22 protein-coding genes are annotated in these 20,211 nt (G+C 64.7%); 12 read left to right on the top strand and 10 right to left on the bottom strand.

Features of this window, described 5'->3' with window-relative positions; all coding sequences use genetic code 11:
• Window positions 1-218 precede the first annotated feature (218 nt).
• On the bottom strand, window positions 219-1,082 hold the full coding sequence (locus CAG18_RS15430; protein WP_085721146.1) for a universal stress protein: 864 nt from the start codon (window positions 1,080-1,082) through the stop codon (window positions 219-221).
• 154 nt (window positions 1,083-1,236) lie between these two features.
• Here CAG18_RS15430 and CAG18_RS15435 point away from each other — a divergent pair, with 154 nt between their 5' ends.
• Window positions 1,237-1,854, top strand: a complete 618-nt coding sequence (locus CAG18_RS15435; RefSeq protein WP_015269630.1) for a tRNA-(ms[2]io[6]A)-hydroxylase — start codon at window positions 1,237-1,239, stop codon at window positions 1,852-1,854.
• A 22-nt stretch (window positions 1,855-1,876) separates the two neighbouring features.
• Here CAG18_RS15435 and CAG18_RS15440 read toward each other — a convergent pair whose 3' ends face one another.
• Window positions 1,877-2,197: a YqjD family protein gene (locus tag CAG18_RS15440; RefSeq protein ID WP_003256286.1), complete on the bottom strand. Its 321-nt coding sequence runs from the start codon at window positions 2,195-2,197 to the stop codon at window positions 1,877-1,879.
• A gap of 129 nt (window positions 2,198-2,326) precedes the next feature.
• Here CAG18_RS15440 and CAG18_RS15445 point away from each other — a divergent pair, with 129 nt between their 5' ends.
• The gene (locus CAG18_RS15445) at window positions 2,327-2,590 is read left to right on the top strand and encodes a hypothetical protein (protein WP_003256287.1); all 264 of its coding nucleotides are present in this window, start codon (window positions 2,327-2,329) and stop codon (window positions 2,588-2,590) included.
• A gap of 18 nt (window positions 2,591-2,608) precedes the next feature.
• On the opposite strand, the gene CAG18_RS15450 is transcribed toward CAG18_RS15445, so the two are convergent.
• Window positions 2,609-3,091, bottom strand: a complete 483-nt coding sequence (locus CAG18_RS15450; RefSeq protein WP_015269631.1) for an LEA type 2 family protein — start codon at window positions 3,089-3,091, stop codon at window positions 2,609-2,611.
• Between the two features lie 135 nt (window positions 3,092-3,226).
• On the opposite strand from CAG18_RS15450, the gene CAG18_RS15455 reads away from it, so the two are divergent.
• Both CAG18_RS15455 and CAG18_RS15460 read left to right on the top strand, forming a co-directional pair.
• Window positions 3,227-4,348 carry a sigma-70 family RNA polymerase sigma factor gene (locus CAG18_RS15455; protein WP_085721147.1) on the top strand — a complete coding sequence of 374 codons (1,122 nt, stop codon included), beginning with the start codon at window positions 3,227-3,229 and terminating at the stop codon, window positions 4,346-4,348.
• A 213-nt stretch (window positions 4,349-4,561) separates the two neighbouring features.
• Entirely contained in the window at window positions 4,562-6,988 is a 2,427-nt protein-coding gene (locus CAG18_RS15460; protein ID WP_085721148.1) for a TonB-dependent receptor, read from the top strand.
• Window positions 6,989-7,102: 114 nt separating this feature from the next.
• Here the strand turns inward: CAG18_RS15460 and CAG18_RS15465 are convergent, their stop codons facing one another.
• Window positions 7,103-7,993: a LysR family transcriptional regulator gene (locus CAG18_RS15465; protein ID WP_085721149.1), complete on the bottom strand. Its 891-nt coding sequence runs from the start codon at window positions 7,991-7,993 to the stop codon at window positions 7,103-7,105.
• 102 nt (window positions 7,994-8,095) lie between these two features.
• Here CAG18_RS15465 and CAG18_RS15470 point away from each other — a divergent pair, with 102 nt between their 5' ends.
• The 6 genes from CAG18_RS15470 to CAG18_RS15495 all read left to right on the top strand — a co-directional run bounded on the left by CAG18_RS15470 (window position 8,096) and on the right by CAG18_RS15495 (window position 13,670).
• Window positions 8,096-9,175, top strand: coding sequence for an extracellular solute-binding protein (locus tag CAG18_RS15470; RefSeq protein ID WP_015269635.1), 1,080 nt, complete (start codon window positions 8,096-8,098; stop codon window positions 9,173-9,175).
• Between the two features lie 25 nt (window positions 9,176-9,200).
• The gene (gene speB / locus CAG18_RS15475) at window positions 9,201-10,166 is read left to right on the top strand and encodes an agmatinase (RefSeq protein ID WP_085721150.1); all 966 of its coding nucleotides are present in this window, start codon (window positions 9,201-9,203) and stop codon (window positions 10,164-10,166) included.
• A 185-nt stretch (window positions 10,167-10,351) separates the two neighbouring features.
• On the top strand, window positions 10,352-10,666 hold the full coding sequence (locus CAG18_RS15480) for a hypothetical protein (RefSeq protein ID WP_061302794.1): 315 nt from the start codon (window positions 10,352-10,354) through the stop codon (window positions 10,664-10,666).
• A gap of 23 nt (window positions 10,667-10,689) precedes the next feature.
• On the top strand, window positions 10,690-11,838 hold the full coding sequence (locus CAG18_RS15485; protein ID WP_054573655.1) for a PQQ-dependent sugar dehydrogenase: 1,149 nt from the start codon (window positions 10,690-10,692) through the stop codon (window positions 11,836-11,838).
• 129 nt (window positions 11,839-11,967) lie between these two features.
• Complete coding sequence (gene zapE, locus CAG18_RS15490; protein WP_085721151.1) at window positions 11,968-13,074, top strand: cell division protein ZapE; 1,107 nt, start codon at window positions 11,968-11,970, stop codon at window positions 13,072-13,074.
• A gap of 14 nt (window positions 13,075-13,088) precedes the next feature.
• Window positions 13,089-13,670 (top strand): DinB family protein, encoded by a 582-nt coding sequence (locus CAG18_RS15495; protein WP_015269639.1) that lies wholly within the window; start codon window positions 13,089-13,091, stop codon window positions 13,668-13,670.
• 175 nt (window positions 13,671-13,845) lie between these two features.
• Here the strand turns inward: CAG18_RS15495 and CAG18_RS15500 are convergent, their stop codons facing one another.
• From CAG18_RS15500 to CAG18_RS15515, 4 genes are all read right to left on the bottom strand, one after another.
• Window positions 13,846-14,844 carry an alpha/beta fold hydrolase gene (locus tag CAG18_RS15500; RefSeq protein ID WP_085721152.1) on the bottom strand — a complete coding sequence of 333 codons (999 nt, stop codon included), beginning with the start codon at window positions 14,842-14,844 and terminating at the stop codon, window positions 13,846-13,848.
• Between the two features lie 75 nt (window positions 14,845-14,919).
• Window positions 14,920-15,357, bottom strand: a complete 438-nt coding sequence (locus tag CAG18_RS15505) for a YqaA family protein (RefSeq protein ID WP_054573657.1) — start codon at window positions 15,355-15,357, stop codon at window positions 14,920-14,922.
• Window positions 15,357-15,785: a DUF411 domain-containing protein gene (locus CAG18_RS15510; protein ID WP_015269641.1), complete on the bottom strand. Its 429-nt coding sequence runs from the start codon at window positions 15,783-15,785 to the stop codon at window positions 15,357-15,359. The genes CAG18_RS15505 and CAG18_RS15510 overlap by 1 nt, the downstream gene beginning before the upstream one ends.
• Window positions 15,786-15,799: 14 nt before the next feature.
• The gene (locus CAG18_RS15515) at window positions 15,800-16,030 is read right to left on the bottom strand and encodes a hypothetical protein (protein WP_054573658.1); all 231 of its coding nucleotides are present in this window, start codon (window positions 16,028-16,030) and stop codon (window positions 15,800-15,802) included.
• A 24-nt stretch (window positions 16,031-16,054) separates the two neighbouring features.
• On the opposite strand from CAG18_RS15515, the gene CAG18_RS15520 reads away from it, so the two are divergent.
• Window positions 16,055-16,705, top strand: a complete 651-nt coding sequence (locus CAG18_RS15520; RefSeq protein WP_054573661.1) for a hypothetical protein — start codon at window positions 16,055-16,057, stop codon at window positions 16,703-16,705.
• A 9-nt stretch (window positions 16,706-16,714) separates the two neighbouring features.
• Here CAG18_RS15520 and yegQ read toward each other — a convergent pair whose 3' ends face one another.
• Window positions 16,715-18,034, bottom strand: coding sequence for a tRNA 5-hydroxyuridine modification protein YegQ (gene yegQ / locus CAG18_RS15525; RefSeq protein WP_039614166.1), 1,320 nt, complete (start codon window positions 18,032-18,034; stop codon window positions 16,715-16,717).
• A 133-nt stretch (window positions 18,035-18,167) separates the two neighbouring features.
• Between yegQ and CAG18_RS15530 the strand changes: the two genes are divergently transcribed.
• Window positions 18,168-19,232 (top strand): AI-2E family transporter, encoded by a 1,065-nt coding sequence (locus CAG18_RS15530; protein ID WP_085721153.1) that lies wholly within the window; start codon window positions 18,168-18,170, stop codon window positions 19,230-19,232.
• Between the two features lie 142 nt (window positions 19,233-19,374).
• On the opposite strand, the gene phnX is transcribed toward CAG18_RS15530, so the two are convergent.
• Complete coding sequence (gene phnX / locus CAG18_RS15535) at window positions 19,375-20,202, bottom strand: phosphonoacetaldehyde hydrolase (protein ID WP_015269646.1); 828 nt, start codon at window positions 20,200-20,202, stop codon at window positions 19,375-19,377.
• Between the last annotated feature and the right edge of the window lie 9 nt (window positions 20,203-20,211).

A 20,211-nucleotide genomic window follows, 5' to 3' on the forward strand; every position in this document is an offset into this window, starting at 1 on the left:
GAGCAGCCTTGTGCTGCGAAGAGGCCGGTACAAGCCATAGACAGGCTTTGTCAGTACCGGCCTCTTCGCAGCACAAGGCTGCTCCTACAAAGGACGCTTCAAACGAGCGATATTTGTTTTCTGCCCTACAGCGCAGATCAAAAGGGCTGGGCAATCTCCCACAGGTACTGTCGATGTGGGAGCTGGCTTGCCGGCGATGGGGCCCTGACAGATTAACCTCAGCCGCGGGCCAGTTCCGCCAGATGGGCAATTGCCTCCTCGCTCTTGAGCACCAGCACATCCCCCTCCAGCGAATCCAGCACCACCTCCGCGGTATTACCAATCAACGCCCCGGAAATCCCCGTGCGGCACACCGTGCCGATCACCGTTACCACGGCATCGAGCTTCTTCTCGGTATGCGGAATCAGCACATCCGCCGGCCCTTCGGCCACATGCAAGCGGTCTTCGCTGATGTCGTACTCTGCCTGGAACGCCTTGCACGCCTCGCGGTAGCGCTTTTCGATGGTATCGCTCAGCTGGTACACCGGGTCCGACGCTGACAGCATCGGCGAGGGATGGGCGCTGATGACGTGAAGCTCGCCTTTGGCCAGCCCGGCAATGGCATAGCCATGGTCGATGATGCTGGCGTGCAGGCGGCGGTGGTCCTCGTCCTGGTTGCCCACGTCCACCGCGGCCAGGATCTTGCCGCCGGTCCACGGCCGCTCGCTCTTGACCATCAGCACGGCACACGGGCATTGGCGCAGCAGCTTCCAGTCGCTGGGGGTGAGCAGGGCCTTTTTCAGCGGGTTGTCCGGGCGGTGTTCCTTGATCACCAGCTCGCAGCCCTCGGCCTGCTGCACGTAGATGATGGTGTCGTGCAGGTTGTCGCGCCAGGCCTCCTCATGGGTGACGCTGTCGTACCCGTCATCATGCAGCTGGCTGCTCAGCAGGCTCAGCAGCGCGCTGTGGTCATGCCTTTTGTCGCACATCAGCAGGTGCAGGCGGGCGCCGGTGACGCCGGCGATCAGCTTGGCCCGGGTCAGTGCCCGGCTGTGGGCGTGCTCGGGGTCGAGGACGACGAGGATGCTGCGGACGGCTTGCATGGGCGTTAACTCCCTTCAAAGGTGGCGACCAATGCCTGACTATAGTCGGCGCTTCCCCCGCTGGCGCTTGATGTACATCAAGCATAGTCACTGGCGCCGCCCGCCGCCGCCGGTATAATCGCCGGCCCTGCCAGTTCTTTGTGGTTGCACGCTCATGTCCCTGATCCCCGAAATCGACGCCTTTCTTGGTTGCCCGACACCAGACGCCTGGATCGAAGCGGCGCTCGCCGACCAGGAAACCCTGCTGATCGACCACAAGAACTGCGAATTCAAGGCTGCCAGCACCGCCCTGAGCCTGATCGCCAAGTACAACACCCACCTCGACCTGATCAACATGATGTCGCGCCTGGCCCGCGAGGAGCTGGTGCACCACGAGCAGGTGCTGCGCCTGATGAAGCGTCGTGGCGTGCCGCTGCGCCCTGTGTCGGCGGGGCGATATGCGTCGGGGCTGCGGCGGCTGGTGCGCGCCCACGAGCCGGTCAAGCTGGTGGATACGCTGGTGGTGGGGGCGTTCATCGAGGCGCGCAGCTGCGAGCGCTTTGCCGCGCTGGTACCGCATCTGGACGAGGAACTGGGCCGCTTCTACCACGGCCTGCTGAAGAGCGAAGCGCGCCATTACCAGGGTTATCTGAAACTGGCGCACAACTATGGCGAAGAGGCAGACATTGCCCGCCGGGTGGAACTGGTGCGCGCAGCAGAGGTGGAGCTGATCCAGTCACCGGACCAGGAGCTGCGCTTCCACAGCGGTATACCGATGGCGCAGGCCGCCTGATTCGCACCAGGCGGCCCAGGCGTCAGTGACGGCGGCCCAGCAGCAGGCCGACTACCAGCCCGAGGCCAGCGGAAATGGCCACGGTCTGCCACGGGTGGCCACCGATATAGTCCTGGGTAGCGTCCATCACCGGTTGCGCCTTGCTGCGTACCTTGTCGGCGGCATTGCGCGCCTGGCGTAGCTTGAGGCTTACCTGCGCGCGCAGGGTTTCCGCCTCGTCACCCACCAGGGCGGCGCTGTCGTTCAGCAGTTTTTCCGACTCTTCAATCAGCGCCTGCAGTTCGCTGAATACCTGGTCCTTGATCTGATCGCTGTCGGTCAGCGGGGCGTTTTTCCTGGCCATGAACTCGTCCTCGTCGATGGTGTGGCTTGAACAATGGATGCCGGCGCGTCGGGAAAGTTGCGGCGGCTTTGGGCTGTTGCAGTACCTGGGTGTAAGATAGCGGCCATTTTCAAACCTGCAGGTACCTTCATGAGTTTCAATCTGGCCAACATGAGCTTCGAGGAACGGGCGCAGATCGAGGCAGAGAAGGCCCGGCTGTTCGAGCTGTGGCAGAACAACCTGGGCAAGGCCAAGGGCGAAGCGGCACGGTTGATCGCCGAGAAACCACGGCGCAAAGGCAAATGGGCCGAGTGGGTGCGCGCCGAGCTGGATGGCATGTCGCCGCCCGAATACGCCAACATGGTGCGCAGCGAAGTCAACAAGCTGATGGCCGCAGCCAGCGCCAGCCGCTGATCATACCCCGCCAGGCGCCTACCAGTAGGCGCCCTTGGGCAGGTCCAGCTTGCCCTCGTCGGTAAAGCGCACGGTCCCCAGCAGCCCGCCGGCCAGCTTGCCGCGCAGCACATAGGGCAGGCCCTGCAACGAGTCCACCCGGCCCAGCCCATAGGCCTGGCGCAGGAAGGAAAACGCCGTGATGCTCACCGGTACCACTATCACCGCTTCGCCATAACGGCCGATGTGCCCCTGCTGGTCGCTGACCCCGGCAGCCAGCGGCTGGCCGTTCACTTCCAGGTTCAGGGCGATGCCGTTGTAGTCGATCGGCGCCTCGTTGGGGTTCTGTACCCGCATCTTCACCGCCATGCGCAGTTCCAGCTCCTGCCCGGGCAGCGGCTCGATACCGATCACGCTGATATTGACCGGGTCGCGTGCCTGGAACAGCGCACAGGCCCCCAGGCCGCAGGCCAGCAGCAGGACCAGGAACAGGCGGGCGTAGCGGTGCAGACGGGCAGCCATAGGGTGCGACCTTGCCAGAGTGGGCGAATGGGCAGTGTGGCAAATACGCGTCGGCGTTGAAAGTCTCCGCCCAGATGAAAGATACTGTTTCTCATTAACGCCCGATAACTTCTCCTACTGGCCGTTCCCGAACCCATGCTGACTTCTCCCGCGCCGGGCCTGCTGGCAAGCTTCCAGGAGCACTACGACGACCTGCTTCAGTTCCTGACACGGCGCATGAGCGACCGTCAGCGCGCTGCCGATGTCGCGCAGGAAACCTACCTTAAGCTGGTGAACATCGACCAGCAGGCGGTGCCGGTGCTGCACGCGCGCAGTTTCATCTTCCGCGTGGCCGGCAACCTGGCGATCGATGCCTTGCGCCGCGAGCAGCGCATTGCCGCCAGCCACGACGACAGCGAGCGGGCAGGTGAGGTCGCCTGCCCGGCGCCGGCCCCGGAAGCGGCCTTGCTGGCCCGGGAGCGCTTGCAGATCCTCGACCAGGCGCTGCTGCAGCTGTCCGACAATGCCCGCCAGGCGCTGTTGCTCAACCGCGTGGACGGCCTGACCCAGGCACAGATCGCGCAGCGCCTGGGGGTTTCCGAAAGCATGGTGGCGAAATACATCGGCCAGGCCCTGCGCCATTGCCGCAACTGGCTCAAACAGGCGGGGGTGGCTGCTGCACTGGTGTTGGCCGTTGGTGTGGCGGGTTGGCAGAAGGCGCCAATGCTGCTGGCGGATTACCACACCGGGGTAGGTGAGCGACAGGTGATTACTTTGGCAGATGGCACGCGGGTGACGCTGAACAGTGCCACAGCCGTGAGCGTGGTGTTCAGCGACCGTGAGCGGCGGGTGGTGCTGGAATCTGGTGAGGCCTTGTTCGAGACCACCGATGATTCACGGCCCTTTGTGGTCGATGCGGCCGGTGAGCGGGTGCAGGGGAGTGCGGCCACCTTCAGCGTGCGTCGCGATGGCCGCGTGGTATTGGCCCATGGCGAAGCCAAGGTTGGCGAACATGAACTGGCAGTAGCGGCCGATGCCGGCACGCAGATGGCCTGGCAGCGCGGCAAGCTGATCTTCAACGGCAAGCCGCTGGGGCAGGTGCTGGCGGAGCTTGAGCGTTATCGGCATGGGCGGATCGTGTTGTCCGATAGCAAGCTGGCGGCGATGCAGGTCAGCGGGGTGTTCGACCTCGATGAGCCGGAGGCCCTGTTGCGGACCCTTGAGCAGCGTTATGGGCTGAAGGTGACCTACCTGCCGTGGTTGGCCGTGGTTCATTGATTCGCCTGTGCCGGCCTCTTCGCAGCACAAGGCTGCTCCTACAGCGAACTGCGATCCCTGTAGGAGCAGCCTTGTGCTGCGAAGAGGCCGGCACAGAAATAAAAATATTTTCCATTTGGCACTGCAAGTTCCTGCAAGCCAGATCGTCGTAGTGGGACTGATCAGCAACCAATTCTCATTTACGACTTGTCAGGAAGCTCATTCGTGCCTCTGATGCTCAAGCCCTTGCACCGCCGCCGCGGTCCGCTTCACCATGCCCTGATGTCCTGCAGTGCCCTGGCCATGCTGGTCGGCCCGCTGCAGGCGTTTGCCTCGACCGCCACCGAACAGGCCCAGACTCAGGCCCGCCAGGTCCAGCTCGACCTGCCGGCCCAGCCGCTGGACCACGCCCTGACGACGTTCGCCGACCAGGCCGGCCTGCACCTGCTGTACACCACCGGCGACGTCGCCGGCCAGGCCAGCCCGGCCTTGCAGGGCAGCTACAGCATCGAGCAGGCGCTGCAGCAGTTGCTGGCCGGAAGTGGTATGGATTGGCACTTCAGCGATGCCCGCACGGTGACCCTGCGCAAGGCCGACGCTGCGCCGCAGACGGTCAATCTCAAGCCGATCGAGGTCAGCGTGGCCTCGCGCACCAGCACCGCGATCAGTGAAATCCCCGGCACCGTGTGGGTGGTCGACCAGCAGCAGTTGCGCGAGCAGATCGACAGCGGCGTCAGCCTGAAGGAAGCCATCGGCAAGCTGGTGCCAGGCCTCGACCTGGCGCCGGAAGGCCGTACCAACTACGGCCAGAACATGCGCGGGCGCAATGTGCTGGTGATGATCGACGGGGTCAGCCAGAACAGCTCGCGCGGCCTGTCACGCCAGTTCGACAGCATTTCGCCGTTCAACGTCGAGCGCGTCGAAGTGCTGTCTGGCGCCAGTGCCATCTACGGTGGTGGCGCCACCGGCGGCATCATCAACATCGTGACCAAGAAGGGCGAACCCGGCCCGGCGCGTTTCGAGACCCAGCTCGGTGCCAGCAGCGGCTTCAACAACAGCGACGACCTGGCCACCCGCTTCGCCCAGTCGATCAGTGGCGGCAACGAACGGTTCAACGCCCGCCTGGGGGTTTCCGGAGAGCAGAACGAAGCCTTTTACGACGGCGCCGGCGACCAGATCTTCATCGACAACACCCAGACCGACCTGCAATACAACCGCACCATCGACGTGCTCGGCACCTTGGGGATGCAACTGAACGACCAGCAGAGCCTCGACCTGCTGGCCCAGTACTATGACTCGGGCAACCACGGCAGCACCGGCATCTACTTCCCTAACCTGAACTACAACGCCCCATCCGACCTGGAAGACGCCGAGCTGCGCAGTGGCTACTCGTCGGACCTGGAGCCGCGCACCCGGCGCCTGCTGCTGAACGCCAACTACCACCACACCGACGTGCTGGGGCAGGACTTCTACCTGCAGGCCTCGTACCGCAAGGAAGACGACAACTTCTACCCGTTCCCGTACTACAACCGCGCCACGCCCACCGGCTCGCGCGGGGTGTACTTCGCCGCCTCGCAGCAAAACTTCGAAGTCACCAGCCTCAAGGGCCTGTTCGCCAAGCAGTGGGACGCGCTGAAGCTGACCTACGGCGTGGACCTGGACCGCGAGCGCTTCAACGCCGAGCAGACCACCTTCAACGCCCAGACGTCGTCCGAGTCGGGTGGCCTGGAGCTGGAAAAGGAAAGCAAGGCCGCACGCTACCCCAGCTACCGGGTCGATGGCGTGTCGGTGTATGCGCAGCTGGACTGGCATGCCACCGAGAACCTGACCTTGTCCGGCGGCGCCCGGCGCCAGCAGATGGATGTGGACGTCAGCGACTTCAAGGGTGTGCCGGGTGGCAGCAACGATTACCAGGTCAACCTGTTCAACGTCGGTGCCATCTACGACTTCAAGAATGGCCACCAGGTATGGACCAACTACGGCGAAGGCTTCGACCTGCCCGACCCGGCCAAGTACTACGGCAAGCCCGGGTTGAGCGTGGCCGACAACCCGCTGGCCGGCATCAAGAGCCGCCAGGTGGAGCTGGGCTGGCGCTATGCCGACCTGGACTGGGATGCCCAGGCGGCGCTGTACTACATCTGGTCGGACAAGATCATCAACGTCGATTCGCAGACGCTGACCATCAATGTGGAAGACCAGAAAAGCCGTGACTTCGGTTTTGAGGGCGCTCTGACCCGACACTTCCAGACAGGCTGGGAAGCCGGTGGCACCCTGCACCTGACCCGCTCCGAGGAGGAGGATGTCGATGGCGGCTGGATCAAGCGCGATGCCCGCTATGCCTCGTTGTCCAAGGCTACCGCGTTCGTCGGCTGGAAGGGCGATGGCCGCAGTGCGCGGCTACAGGCCAACCATGCCTTCAGCCTGAAGGACGATGCCGACCACGAGATCGACGGCTACACCACCTTCGACCTGCTGGGCAGCCAGGATACCGGCTTCGGCACCTTCAGCGCCGGCATCCAGAACCTGCTGGACAAGCAATACAGCACGGTCTGGGGGCAGCGTGCGACGCTGTTCTACTCGCCGACCTACGGGCCGGCGTACCTGTATGACTACCAGGGGCGCGGACGTACCTACACCCTGACCTGGAGCATGGCTTACTGATGGGTGTTGTCTGTCCCGGCCTCTTCGCGGGTAAACCCGCTCCCACAGGCACGGCGCCGCCCTCAGGCATTGTGAGGCCCCTGTGGGAGCGGGCAAGCCCGCGAAGAGGCCAGGTCAGGCAAACGCCGCCAGCAAATCCTGCGCAAACGCCTGCTGTGCCTCGCCAACCGCCTGCGCCCGGTGCCTGGCCAGGGTAAACGGCACCACAAAGTCCAGCCCAGGGTCCAGCGCCCACAACATCCCCTGAGTCTCCCACCCCTGCGCGCAATGGCACGGCAGATAGCCAATATGCCGCCCCGACAGAATGAACGTCAGCACGCTCTCGATCTGCTCCGCCACCGCCATGCTGCGCTGGCTCTGGAACGGCTCACCGCCCTTGAGAAACCGGTACGGATGGCGCACCTGGTCCATCGCCAGCAACCGCTCCCGGCCAACACCAGCCTCACCGAACAGCACATGGCCCTTGCCGCAATACAGCCGTTGCCGCTCCTGGAACAGCGGCTGGTAGTCGAAGGCTGCCTGGTTGCCGGAAAAGTAGCTGATGGCGTAATCCAGCCGCTGCTCCAGCAACAAGCGCTCCAGCTCTGCCGGTGGCGCACTGATCAGTTCCAGCTGCACCGCCTCCTCGCGCCTGCGAAACGCCGCAATGGCCGCCGCCAGCTTCAGGCTCACCGCCTTGTCCTGGTTCTCCGCCATGCCTATGCGCACGGTCCCCAGCAGCCGCCCGGCAACGCCATTGGCCTGCTGGCGAAACTGTTCGATGTTCAGCAATAGCCCACGGGCGGCGTCCAGCAACAACGCGCCCTTTTCCGTCAGGTGAAAGCCACCTTTGCCGCGGCTGCACAGGCGGTAGCCCAGCCGCGCTTCCAGCTGCGCCATGCGCTGGCTGATGGTGGGCTGGCTCAGGCCCAGCACGCCTTGCGCGGCGCTGAAGCCACCGGCCTCGACTACAGTGACGAACAGCCGCAGTAGATGCAGGTCGGGGTCGTGCACTTGTCCGAGCATTACATTGCTCCTGATGAATGTCAGCTTTGCAAACTTGCCATTCCTGCAATGTAACCCGGCTGGCATGCTCGCGGCATCCACCCATTTGCCGAGGTGTTCGCCATGCGTCGATCGTTGTGCCTGCTGTCCCTGGTCCTGGCCTTGCCGCTGCAGGCCGAAGAAAAGGTCGTCAACCTCTACAGCTGGGCCGACTATGTCGCCCCGCAAACCCTCCAGCGCTTCGAGCGGGAAACCGGCTACAAGGTGCGCTATGACACCTTCGACACCACCGAAGTGCTGGAAACCAAGCTGCTGACCGGTGGTAGCGGCTACGACGTGGTGGTGCCGTCGTCAACCGTACTGGCCCGGGCGCTCAAGGCAAATGCCCTGCAGCCGTTCGATCCCCAGGCCATGCCCGGCTATGCCAACCTCGACAAGGACCTGCTGGCCAAGCTCGCAGAGGCCGACCCCGGCAACCGCCATGCCGTGCCCTACACCTGGGGCACCCTGGGCCTGGGGGTGAATGTGGAAGCGGTGCGCCAGCGCCTGGGTGATGTACCGCTGGACAGCCTCGACCTGCTGTTCAAGCCCGAGTACGCCAGCCGGCTGAAGGACTGCGGCATCGCCATGCCCGACTCGCCCCAGGAGGTGATCGGCGTGGCCCTGAACTACCTGGGCAAGGACCCTTACAGCCAGGACAAGGACGACCTGGCCGCCGCGCAGAACCTGCTGAGCCAGCTGCAGCCGTCGATCAGCTACGTCGCCAATGGCCGGCAGATCAGCGACCTGGCCAACGGTAGCGTGTGCCTGGCGCTGACCTACAACGGCGATGCGGCGATGGCCGCCGACCAGGCGCGTCGCGCAGGCAAACCGTTCGAGCTGATCTACCGCATCCCCCGCGAAGGCACGCTGGTGTGGCAGGACAACCTGGTCATTCCCAAGGACGCCCCGCACCCCGAGGCCGCGCGGGCGTTCATCGCCTTCATGCTCAAGCCCGAGTCGGTCGCCGCGCTGACCAACACGCTGTTCTTCGCCAACGCCAACCAGGCGGCCACGCCGCTGGTGGACGAAGCAGTGCGCAACGACCCGGACATCTACCCGTCGGCCGCGGTGCGCCAGCGCCTGTATGCCGACCGCAGCATGGCCCTGGCCGACCTGCGCCAGCGCAACCGCCTGTGGACCGCGTTCCGCAGCCGCCAGTAACCGATAACGACAAAGGAGCTCGACCGTGGAGCAAGCCGTAAACAACGACCAGGCCATGACCCGCGACAGCCTGTATGGCACCGCTGCGGAAAGTACCTACGCCGGTATTACCAGTTTCTCTCGCCGCCGCTACAGCCGCGACCTGCGTGGTGTCGATGTGGTGGTCAGTGGTGTGCCGTTCGATACTGCCACCAGCAACCGCCCCGGTGCGCGCTTCGGCCCGCGGGCGATCCGCGCCGCCTCGGTGCAGCAGGCCTGGGCCCGGCACTGGCCATGGGCGTTCGACCCGTTCGACCACCTGGCGGTGATCGACTATGGCGATTGCGCCTTCGACAGCGGCACCCCGCAGTCGGTACCGGACAGCATCGAGGCCCATGCCACGCATATTCTGGAAGCAGGCTGCGCCATGCTCACCCTGGGTGGCGACCACTTCATCAGCTACCCGCTGCTCAAGGCCCATGCCCGTCGCCATGGCCCGCTGGCGCTGATCCACTTCGATGCGCACAGCGACACCTGGCCGGACGAGGAAGGCAAGCGCATCGACCACGGCACCATGTTCTGGCATGCCGCCCGCGAAGGCCTGGTGGACCCGGCCAGCTCGGTGCAGATCGGCCTGCGCACCACCAATGACGACAGCCAGGGCTTTGCCATCCTCGACGCCCGCCAGGTGCACCGGCAGGGCACCGGGGCGGTGATCGCGGCGATTCGCCAGCGGGTGGGCGAGCGGCCGGTTTACCTTACTTTCGATATCGACTGCCTCGACCCGGCGTATGCGCCCGGTACCGGCACGCCGGTGTGCGGTGGGCTGAGCACGGTGCAGGCGCTGGAGATCCTTGGCGGGCTGCGCGGCATCAACCTGGTGGGCATGGACCTGGTGGAGGTGGCGCCAGCCTATGACCATGCCGACATCACCGCGCTGGCCGGGGCGACCCTGGCGATGGAAATGCTGTGCCTGTATGCGGCGCGGCACAAGGTGGACAAGGGCCAGTAATTCGGCGTCCGTAGGGGCGGTGTGGGAGCGGCCTTGTGTCGCGAAAGGGCTGCGCAGCAGCCCCCAAGGCCCATACTGAAACATCAGGAATCATCTCCACCCGCATTCACACTTTTGCCGCGAACCCTTCGCGCCTTAGGCTATCAAACCCACCAGGCGCGGCATTTTCGTACAGGAGGTGAAGCATGACCCCGACCTTGCCCATCCTGGCCCTCGGCCTGGTGCTGTGCCTGCCCGCGCAAGCGGCCCCCGAGCCGCCCTTGCAACTCGCCGCCGGCAACAACCCCTACAACAGCCCGATCCAGCGCGCCAACCCCAACAGCCGACAGGGCAGCATGCCGGCCACGCCTCCCGTGCGCGGCCCGTCCACCGACCCGTACCAGCGCACGCCCACCCTGGACAACCGCGGCATCGGCAATGGCGACAACCTGCGCCGCCAGCAACAAACCCCGAACCTGGAGCCCAGCCGACCACCCCGCGACAACCCGCGCGCGCCATGAGCGCCCTACGAAAGGAATCCTGCATGCTTCGAGCACCCTGGCTTGTAACCCTGACCGCCGCCGCAGTCCTGCCCCTTTTGGCGCAGGCGGCGGCCGAACAGCAGTTTCGCAGTGAAGAAGGCACCTTGACCGTCAGCACCCTGGCCGACGGCCTGCGCAATCCCTGGGCCCTGGCGTTCCTGCCGGGCGGCAAGGACATGCTGGTCACCGAGCGTGCCGGCAACTTGCGGGTGGTCAATGCCGAAGGCAAGGTCGGCCCGCCGATCAGCGGTGTGCCCAAGGTCTGGGCCGAGGGCCAGGGCGGCTTGCTGGATGTGGTGCTGTCGCCGGAGTTCGCCAAGGACCGCACCGTCTACCTGTCCTACGCCGAAGAGGGCAGTGACGGCAAGGCCGGTACGGCGGTCGGCCGTGGCCAGTTGTCCCAGGACCGCGCCCGGCTGGAAAACTTCAACGTCATCTTCCGCCAGCAGCCCAAACTGTCGGAGGGCAACCACTTTGGCTCGCGTCTGGTGTTCGACCGCGACGGCTACCTGTTCATCGCCCTCGGTGAAAACAACCAGCGCCCGACTGCCCAGGACCTGGACAAGCTGCAAGGCAAGATCGTGCGTATCTTGCCGGACGGCGAAGTGCCCAGGGACAACCCCTTCGTCGGCAAGGACAATGTGCGGCCGGAGATCTGGTCGTTCGGCCACCGCAATCAGCAAGGCGCCGCACTCAACCCCTGGACCGGCAAGCTGTGGACCCACGAGCATGGCCCGCGCGGCGGCGACGAGATCAACATTCCCGAACCCGGCAAGAACTATGGCTGGCCGATTGCGACCCACGGCATCAACTACTCGCTGCTGCCGATCCCCGAGGCCAAGGGCAAGCATGTACAGGGTATGGTCGACCCGCACCATGTATGGGAGAAGTCGCCGGGTATCAGCGGCATGGCGTTCTACGACAGCCCTAGGTTCAAGGCCTGGGACCACAATCTGTTCATTGGCGCGCTGGCCACCCAGGAGCTGATCCGCCTGCAACTGGATGGCGACAAGGTGGTGCATGAAGAGCGTTTGCTGGGTGAGCTGAAGGCGCGTATCCGCGATGTGCGGGTGGGGCCGGATGGCTACCTGTATGTGCTGACCGATGACAAGGACGGCGCGCTGCTGAAAGTTGGATTGGGAGATAGCTGAGCCAAAGTCATTTGCACCGGCCTCATCGCCGGCAAGCCAGCTCCCACCTCGACCGCATTGGCCCCAAGCCATGCGCTATCCCTGTGGGAGCTGGCTTGCCGGCGATGAGGCCGGTGCAGATAATGCCGCATGGCTATCGATCCCCATTCCCTCTACCAGCAGGCCCTGACCACCCAGGGCTATGTCGCCGACCCCGCCCAGGCCCGCGCCGTCGAAGCCTTGCAGGCCTGTTTCCAGGCCGTCGAACAGGGCCGCCCCACCCAGGGTATCTACCTCTGGGGCCCGGTCGGCCGGGGCAAGACCTGGCTGATGGACCAGTTCCACCGCTGCCTGCGGGTACCCAGCCGGCGCCAGCACTTCCATCACTTCATGGCCTGGGTCCACCAGCGCCTGTTCCAGCTAAACGGCACCGCCGACCCGCTGCTGGCGCTGGCCGGGGAACTGGCCGGGCAGATTCGCGTGCTGTGCTTCGACGAGCTGTTCGTCAACGACATCGGTGACGCGATCATCCTCGGCCGCCTGTTCCAGGTACTGTTCGACCAAGGCGTGGTGATTGTCGCCACCTCTAACCAGCCACCCGAGCAGCTGTACCGCGACGGCTTCAACCGCGAGCGGTTCCTGCCGGCCATCGCCGCCATCCAGCGGCACATGCAGGTGCTGCCGGTAGCCGGCGAGCAGGACCACCGCCTGCACCCCGGCACCGAGCGCCAGCGTTACTGGGTGGCGCAAGCGGGGCAGGCCAGCCAGCTGGGCGAGGTGTTCCGCCAGCTCAGCCCCGGCGACGAAGGCCACGATCAGCCCTTGGCGATCGGCTCCCGGCAGGTGCAGGTGGTGCGGCGCAGCGCGCAGGCCATCTGGTGCCGTTTCACCGACCTGTGCGAACAGCCGCTGGCGGCCATGGAGTTCATGGCCCTGTGCGACCGGTTCCCGGCCATCCTGGTGTCGGGCATTCCGGCGCTGGGGGGTGAACAGCGGGCCGGGCGTATTGCCCGGGGCACCGAGGATGCTGCGGCGCGGGTGGCAGCGGGCGACCGCGAGCTGCCGGCGCTGTCGCCCAAGGACGACGCGGTGCGCCGCTTCATAGCCCTGGTCGACGAATGCTACGACCGCCGGGTGGCGTTGTACCTGGAGGCACAGGTGCCGCTGGATGCCCTCTACACTCAAGGGTATCTGGCGTTCCCGTACCAACGGACCCTGAGCCGGCTACGGGAGATGCAACTGCAACGCTTCGCCTGAAAAGGAGCCGAACCATGGAGCCGCTGTCGCATCATCTGCTGACCCAGGCCTACAACAATGGCTGGGCCAACCACCGTCTGTACAAGGCCTGCCTGCAACTGACCCAGGACGAATTCGTCGCCCCCCGCTGCAGTTTTTTCCCGTCGATCAAGGCCACCCTCAACCACCTGCTGACGGTGGACTGGTTCTACCTGCACATGCTCGAGTGCGAGCAGCGTGGCGAGCAGCCCGACGCCGACGGCGAGCGCTTCTTCGACCCCGAACAGCCGTTTGCCACCTGCACCGACCTGCACGCCGAACAGGCCCAGGCCGATCACCGGCTGATCGCCTATTGCCGGGGCCTGCGCGATGGTGAGCTGGCGCGCTATGTGAGCATCGTGCGCCCCGAGCGGGTACAGCGCGAGCAACGGCTGCGGTTGTTGGCGCACCTGTTCGAGCACCAGATACATCATCGTGGGCAGGTGCATGCGATGCTCAGTGATACGGCAGTGAGGCCGCCGCAGCTGGATGAGTTTTTCTGCGAGGAGGAGGCGGTGTTGCGGGCGGCGGATTTTGCCGAGCTGGGCTGGACCGAGGAGCAGGTCTGGAAGATGTGACGGGCCAAAGGGGCTGCTGCGCAGCCCATCGCCGGCAAGCCAGCTCCCACCTCGACCGCGCTACGCTCAAGAGCTGGGCAGCTTCTACAGGTGTTGAACAAAGCTTGAGGTTGATGCGGTCAAGGTGGGAGCTGGCTTGCCGGCGATGGGCCGCAAAGCGGCCCCCAAATTAGATCTAGCGCCCTAACCACTCGACCAGCGTACGGTTGAACCGCACCGGCTCCTCGATCTGCGGCGCATGCCCCATGCCTTCAAAGGTAATCAGCTCACCCTTGGGGATCAGCTTGGCCACCTGCGGCCCCAGCACTGCATACTTGCCCAGCTTCGCTTTCACCTCCGGCGGCGCGATATCACTGCCGATGGCCGTGGTGTCCTGGTCACCGATCAGTAGCAGGGTGGGCATCTGCAGGTCCTTGAACTCGTGGTACACCGGCTGGGTGAAGATCATGTCGTAGATCAGCGCCGAGTTCCACGCCACTGCTTCATGCCCCGGCCCCTTGTTCAGGCCCACCAGCATCTGCACCCAGCGCTCGTACTCCGGCTTCCAGCGCCCGGCGTAGTAGGTCTTGCGCTCATACTCGCGCACGCCTTCGGCATCCAGCTTGAGCTCGCGCGCATACCACTGGTCCACCGTGCGGTAGGGCACGCCCAGGGCTTTCCAGTCTTCCAGCCCGATGGGGTTGACCATCGCCAGGCGCTCCACCTGCTGCGGGTACATCAGCGCATAGCGGGTGGCGAGCATGCCGCCGGTGGAGTGGCCGAGCACGGTGCTTTGCTTCACGCCCAGCTGTTCGAGCAAGGCATGGGTATTGCTCGCCAGTTGCTGGAAGCTGTACTGGTAGTAGGCTGGCTTGCTGGAGCTGCAGAAGCCGACCTGGTCGGGGGCGATGACCCGGTAGCCAGCCTTGCTCAGGGCGTCGATGGTGGTTTCCCAAGTGGCGGCGCAGAAGTTCTTGCCATGCATCAGCACCACGCTGTGACCGTTGGCCTGGCCCTGGGCGGGCACGTCCATGTAGCCCATCTGCAGGACCTGACCCTGGGACTTGAAGTCGAAATGCTTGAGCGGATGCGGGTAGCTGAAGCCTTCCAACTGAGGACCGTAGGTGGGCGATTCGGCGGCGATGGCCGAACTGCTGGCGAGGCAGGCCAGGGCCAGGGCGGTTGCGCGCAGCATGGAAGCACTCCGTGTAGGGCCATGTAGGAAGGGGCGACTGTAGCAGTCAGTGGACCACGCGGAACGTGAAAGGTGTTACCAGGCGTGAAACCAGCCCAGGGTAATCATCGCCAGCACCCCATAGCGGCCGGCCTTGGCCAGGGTCACCAGCAGCAGGAAGCGCCAGAACGGCTCACGCATGATGCCGGCGATCAGTGTAAGCGGGTCGCCGATCACAGGCATCCAGCTGAGCAGCAGCGACCATTGCCCCCAGCGCTGGTAGCGCTGTTGCGCACGCTCCAGTTGAGCAGGGTTGAACGGGAACCAGTGCTTGTCACGCAGGTGCTCGATGGCCCGCCCCAGCACCCAGTTGACCACCGAGCCCAGCACATTGCCCAGGGTCGCCACCAGCAGCAGGGTGGCCCAGGCCTCGGGCTGGCGCAGCAAAAGGCCGACCAGCACGGCCTCCGATTGCAGCGGTAGCAGGGTGGCGGCGCCGAAGGCGCTGAGGAACAGCGCCCACAGGCTGAGCATCAGTAGTTGGCGACCACGGTGTCCTTGCCGTCCTGGGTCACGCCGATGACCTGGTAGGCATCCTTGTGGTCACCCATTTCCATGCCGGGCGAGCCCATGGGCATGCCCGGCACGGCCAGGCCCTTGAGGTCGTTGCGCTTGGCCAGCAGGCGCACCTGCTCGGCCGGAACATGGCCTTCGACGAACTTGCCGTCGATCACCCCGGTATGGCACGACGCCAGGCGTGGCGCCACGCCCAGGCGTTGCTTCACCTCGCTCATGTTCGGCTCGACATGGTCGTTGACGGTGAAGCCGTTGTCGCGCAGGTGGCTGATCCAGGCCTTGCAGCAGCCACAGTTGGGGTCGCGGTAGACGTCGATGGTCTCGGCAGCCTGGGCCAGGCCGGTGATGGCCAGCAGGCCCAGGGGCAGCAGGTGTTTACGCAGCATCATGAAACACTCCTTCAAAAACGTGGGCGGATACCGGCGACCAGGCCTGTGGCTTGCTCGCGCCCGGTGTCGTTGCGGCCCCAGGGGCGGTCCGGTATCCAGCGGTTGGCCAGCAGCATAGCGCAAGCGGCCTTCAGGCGCAGCGCGGCCTGTTGCCCTTCACCAGCGTTGCCAGGCAGCCAGTCTACCTGCCAGGTACTGGTTCCGGATGCCGGCCTGTCATCACGCTGGCTAACGTGCGGCACACCTATCTGAGAGCCTGCTTGATCATGACCCTACCACTGGACTGCCTGTTGTACTCCAAGACCAATCTGATCGGCATCGGACCAAACCTGTCCGAAGAGGAACGCCTGGACGTGCAAACGTTGCTGGACCATGCCGATGAGTTCGCAAGCCGCTTTCTCGACCGGGACGAACTATGGAAAAGCTGGTTCGACCGCTTCCGCAATCGCCTGGAGAAACATGGCTGCGTAAGGACGGCCGCCCTGGAGTTACCGCCCCAGGTCATCAGGGACCATGACGATTTCGATATCAGGCTCGAGCCCATCGGCACAGGCAGCACACCGACGCTGTTGGCCCAACTGGCGCGCGCATCCATGCAGGAACTGCGAATCAGTGCACACGCCAGCAAGTTCCTGCAGTCGGGTTGGCAGAACGACGTCGCCTCATCCTTTCTGATCACACCCTGCCAGAAGGACGAGGAGGGCCAGATCCATCTGGCGGTCTACTCGTTTCGCTTCAATGGCACCGTGGAGATGCGCGACTTCGGATTCTGGAGCGAGACCCAGCGTGACATCGTCGTGTGGAACACCGGCACTGTTTATCGTTTTGACGTGGAACGTTTTGCCGGTTTCCGTCAGCAGATTCGTAAAGAGTTGGGCGACCGACGGCTTGGTGCCGTTACCAGGATCGAGCTCTAGCCACCTTGCTCAAGCTGGCAGGTCACGCATCAGCAGGCCATATGCCAACGGCACCTGCTCGGGAACAGGAAGGTAGATGGTGTGGCCATCGCCTGGGGCGACCTGAAGCGGTTGCTGCTGGCCGTTGCTCATGTGCTCGAGATCGAAGTGGTAGTTGCCGCGCGGGGTCATCAGTTCCAGGTGGTCGCCCACGGCGAAGCGATTCTTCACCTTGACCTCGGCCAGGCCGTCGACGCGTGCCCCGGTCAGCTCGCCAACGAACTGCTGGCGCTCGGACACCGAGTTACCGCGCTGGTAGTTCTGGTATTCGTCGTGCACATGGCGGCGCAAGAAGCCTTCGGTGTAACCGCGTTGGGCCAAGGATTCGAGGTTGTCCATCAGCGAGCGGTCGAATGGTCGCCCGGCCACCGCGTCGTCGATCGCCTGGCGGTACGACTGCACGGCGCGGGCGCAGTAGAAGTGCGATTTGGTACGGCCTTCGATCTTCAGCGAGTGCACGCCCATGGCGGCCAGGCGCCCGACGTGCTGGATGGCGCGCAGGTCCTTGGCATTCATGATGTAGGTGCCGTGCTCGTCTTCGAACGCCGGCATTTCGGTGCCGGGGCGGTTGCTTTCCTGCAGCAGGAATACCTGCTCGGTCGGTGCACCCAGGCCCAGGGTCGGCTGCACTTCGCGCACGATGTCGCCGGTGGCGTTCTCGGTGGCAGGTGTGGCGTCGTACTTCCAGCGGCAGGCGTTGGTGCAGGTGCCCTGGTTGGCATCGCGCTTGTTGAGGTAGCCCGACAGCAGGCAACGGCCGGAGTAGGCCATGCACAGGGCACCGTGGACAAACACCTCCAGCTCCATGCCCGGCACCTGCTGGCGGATTTCCTCGATCTCTTCGAGCGACAGTTCGCGCGACAGGATTACCCGGCTCAGGCCCAGTTGCTGCCAGAATTGCACGCTGGCCCAGTTGACCGTGTTGGCCTGCACCGACAGGTGCACCGGCATTTGCGGAAAGTGCTGGCGTACCAGCATGATCAGGCCTGGGTCGGACATGATCAGCGCGTCCGGTGCCATCTCGATCACCGGCGCCAGGTCCTTGAGGAAGGTCTTGAGCTTGGCATTGTGCGGGGCAATGTTGACCACCACGTAGAAGCGTTTGCCCAAGGCATGCGCCTCCTGGATGCCCAGGGCCAGGTTGGCATGGTCGAACTCGTTGTTGCGCACCCGCAAGCTGTAGCGTGGCTGGCCGGCGTAGACCGCGTCGGCGCCATAGGCGAAGGCGTAGCGCATGGTCTTGAGGGTGCCGGCGGGGGCCAGCAGTTCGGGCTTGGCGATAGGGGTCATGTGCGCACCGGAGCAAAAGGCGCGGATGCTAGGGCTGGCAGATACGGCGCGTATTGATTTGCATCAAGGAAATGGCGGCACTTTTGCCAAGGCGCGGTGCACTAATAACGCATAAGCCATGCGAGGACCCGCGATGAACCAGACCGCCCTGCAGAACAAAGCCCTGGCAGTACTGCTGGCGCTGGTGACCATTGCCTTCATCTGGATCCTGCTGCCGTACTACGGTGCGATCTTCTGGGCGGTGATACTCGGCATCCTGTTCGCCCCGCTGCAGCGCCACCTGCTGCTGCGTTTCGGCCGAAGGCGCAACCTGGCTGCGGCGGCCACCTTGCTGGTGTGCCTGCTGGTGGCGATCCTGCCGGTGATCATCACCAGCGCGCTGCTGGTGCAGGAGGGAGCCGCCCTGTACCAGCGCATCGAGCATGGGGAGCTGGATATTGCCGGCTATGTCGAGCGCGGCAAGGACATGCTTCCGGCGTTTGCCCAGCAGGGCCTGGACAGCATGGGCATGGGCAACCTCGACGGGCTACGTGACAAGATCACCAAATGGGCCACCCAGGGCAGCCAGGTGCTGGCCAGCCAGGCGTTCAACTTTGGGCAGGGCACGTTCGAGTTCGTGATCAGCTTCGGCATCATGATGTACCTGTTGTTCTTCTTCCTGCGCGAAGGCGCGGAGGTCGCCCGCCAGGTGCGTCTGGCAGTGCCGTTGCCCGAACACCAGAAGCGCCGTTTGCAACTGAAGTTCAACCGTGTGGTGCGGGCGACGGTAAAAGGCAACGTGCTGGTGGCCATTACCCAGGGGGCGCTGGGCGGTTTCATTTTCTGGGTGCTGGATATCCCGAGTGCGCTGGTATGGGCGGTGCTGATGGCGTTTCTGTCGCTGTTGCCGGCGGTGGGGGCGGGGATCGTGTGGGCACCGGTGGCGGCGTATTTCCTGCTGACCGGTGCGATTTTGTCGGGGGTGATACTGACCGCGTTCGGTGTGCTGGTGATCGGTCTGGTGGACAACTTGTTGCGGCCGATCCTGGTGGGCAAGGACACGCGCATGCCGGACTACCTGATTTTGGTGTCGACGCTGGGCGGGCTGGCGGTGTTCGGGCTCAACGGCTTCGTGATCGGGCCGTTGATCGCGGCGCTGTTCGTGTCGAGCTGGGCGATCTTCGCGGCAACCAAACCCCGGGTGCAGTTGCCGGAGTAGGGGCGGGCCTTGCTGGGGCTGCTTTGCAGCCCATCGCCGGCAAGCCAGCTCCCACAGGTACAGCGTTGTTCTCAAGATTGTCGCTGGACCTGTGGGAGCTGGCTTGCCGGCGATGGGCCGCAACGCGGCCCCCATGGCCGGGTCAGGATGTTTGCGGCATCTCACCCTTGGCCAGGCGCCGGTTGATGTCGGCGATCACTTCGGGCAGTTCGTTGATGGTGTCGATCAGGTAGTGCGGGCGGGAGCCAGCGAACAGGGCGTGGATGCGCTGGCGCTCGCTTTCCAGCTTCTCGGCGCTCAGCGCGCGGTAGCCTTCCCAGGTCAGCCCCAGGGCATTGCCCGAGCACACCAGGGCCACGGTCCACATGCCGGCACGGCGGCCTTCGAGAATGCCCGGCACGGTATCGTCGACCTTCACGCACGCCGCCACGTCGTCGATACCCAGCGCGATCACGTTGGCCAGGGCCTGGGCCGGCCATGGGCGGCCGTTCGGGGTTTCGTCGGTGGCCACCACATGGTCGGCCACGTAGCCGTTCTGCGCAGCCAGCTCCACCACCTTGTCCATCACCACCTTCGGGTAGCCCGAACAAGAGCCGATCTTCAGGCCGTCCTGGCGCAGCCCGGTGAGAGTGTCCAGGGCGCCGGGGATCAGCGCCGAGTGCACGGCGATCTTCTCGATCTGCAGCGGCATGAAGCGGTTGTAGATGGCGGTGACATCATCGTCGGTCGGGGTACGGCCGAACACCTTGCGGTAGCGCTCGGCAATTTCCGGCACATCGCACAGGGTGCGGATGTGGTCCCACTTGCCCATGCCCATCGGGCCACGGGCTTCTTCGATGGACACCTGCACATCGAATTCGGCAAAGGCTTCGACAAAGATCTGGGTCGGGGCGAAGGAGCCGAAGTCGACCACGGTGCCGGCCCAGTCGAGGATGGCGGCTTGCAGCTGGGTAGGGTTGCTGTAGTTCATGTGCGCTTG

The sequence above is a fragment of the Pseudomonas sp. B22(2017) genome (genome assembly GCF_002113105.1).
Classification (GTDB): Bacteria; Pseudomonadota; Gammaproteobacteria; order Pseudomonadales; family Pseudomonadaceae; genus Aquipseudomonas; species Aquipseudomonas asiatica.

Bases quoted from the DNA above. Each gene is read 5' to 3' on its own strand.
- CAG18_RS15430 (WP_085721146.1), bottom strand. From the start codon at position 1,082: ATGCAAGCCGTCCGCAGCATCCTCGTCGTCCTCGACCCCGAGCACGCC.
- CAG18_RS15435 (WP_015269630.1), top strand. From the start codon at position 1,237: ATGTCCCTGATCCCCGAAATCGACGCCTTTCTTGGTTGCCCGACACCA.
- CAG18_RS15440 (WP_003256286.1), bottom strand. From the start codon at position 2,197: ATGGCCAGGAAAAACGCCCCGCTGACCGACAGCGATCAGATCAAGGAC.
- CAG18_RS15445 (WP_003256287.1), top strand. From the start codon at position 2,327: ATGAGTTTCAATCTGGCCAACATGAGCTTCGAGGAACGGGCGCAGATC.
- CAG18_RS15450 (WP_015269631.1), bottom strand. From the start codon at position 3,091: ATGGCTGCCCGTCTGCACCGCTACGCCCGCCTGTTCCTGGTCCTGCTG.
- CAG18_RS15455 (WP_085721147.1), top strand. From the start codon at position 3,227: ATGCTGACTTCTCCCGCGCCGGGCCTGCTGGCAAGCTTCCAGGAGCAC.
- CAG18_RS15460 (WP_085721148.1), top strand. From the start codon at position 4,562: ATGCTCAAGCCCTTGCACCGCCGCCGCGGTCCGCTTCACCATGCCCTG.
- CAG18_RS15465 (WP_085721149.1), bottom strand. From the start codon at position 7,993: ATGCTCGGACAAGTGCACGACCCCGACCTGCATCTACTGCGGCTGTTC.
- CAG18_RS15470 (WP_015269635.1), top strand. From the start codon at position 8,096: ATGCGTCGATCGTTGTGCCTGCTGTCCCTGGTCCTGGCCTTGCCGCTG.
- CAG18_RS15480 (WP_061302794.1), top strand. From the start codon at position 10,352: ATGACCCCGACCTTGCCCATCCTGGCCCTCGGCCTGGTGCTGTGCCTG.
- CAG18_RS15485 (WP_054573655.1), top strand. From the start codon at position 10,690: ATGCTTCGAGCACCCTGGCTTGTAACCCTGACCGCCGCCGCAGTCCTG.
- zapE (WP_085721151.1), top strand. From the start codon at position 11,968: ATGGCTATCGATCCCCATTCCCTCTACCAGCAGGCCCTGACCACCCAG.
- CAG18_RS15495 (WP_015269639.1), top strand. From the start codon at position 13,089: ATGGAGCCGCTGTCGCATCATCTGCTGACCCAGGCCTACAACAATGGC.
- CAG18_RS15500 (WP_085721152.1), bottom strand. From the start codon at position 14,844: ATGCTGCGCGCAACCGCCCTGGCCCTGGCCTGCCTCGCCAGCAGTTCG.
- CAG18_RS15505 (WP_054573657.1), bottom strand. From the start codon at position 15,357: ATGCTCAGCCTGTGGGCGCTGTTCCTCAGCGCCTTCGGCGCCGCCACC.
- CAG18_RS15510 (WP_015269641.1), bottom strand. From the start codon at position 15,785: ATGCTGCGTAAACACCTGCTGCCCCTGGGCCTGCTGGCCATCACCGGC.
- CAG18_RS15520 (WP_054573661.1), top strand. From the start codon at position 16,055: ATGACCCTACCACTGGACTGCCTGTTGTACTCCAAGACCAATCTGATC.
- yegQ (WP_039614166.1), bottom strand. From the start codon at position 18,034: ATGACCCCTATCGCCAAGCCCGAACTGCTGGCCCCCGCCGGCACCCTC.
- CAG18_RS15530 (WP_085721153.1), top strand. From the start codon at position 18,168: ATGAACCAGACCGCCCTGCAGAACAAAGCCCTGGCAGTACTGCTGGCG.
- phnX (WP_015269646.1), bottom strand. From the start codon at position 20,202: ATGAACTACAGCAACCCTACCCAGCTGCAAGCCGCCATCCTCGACTGG.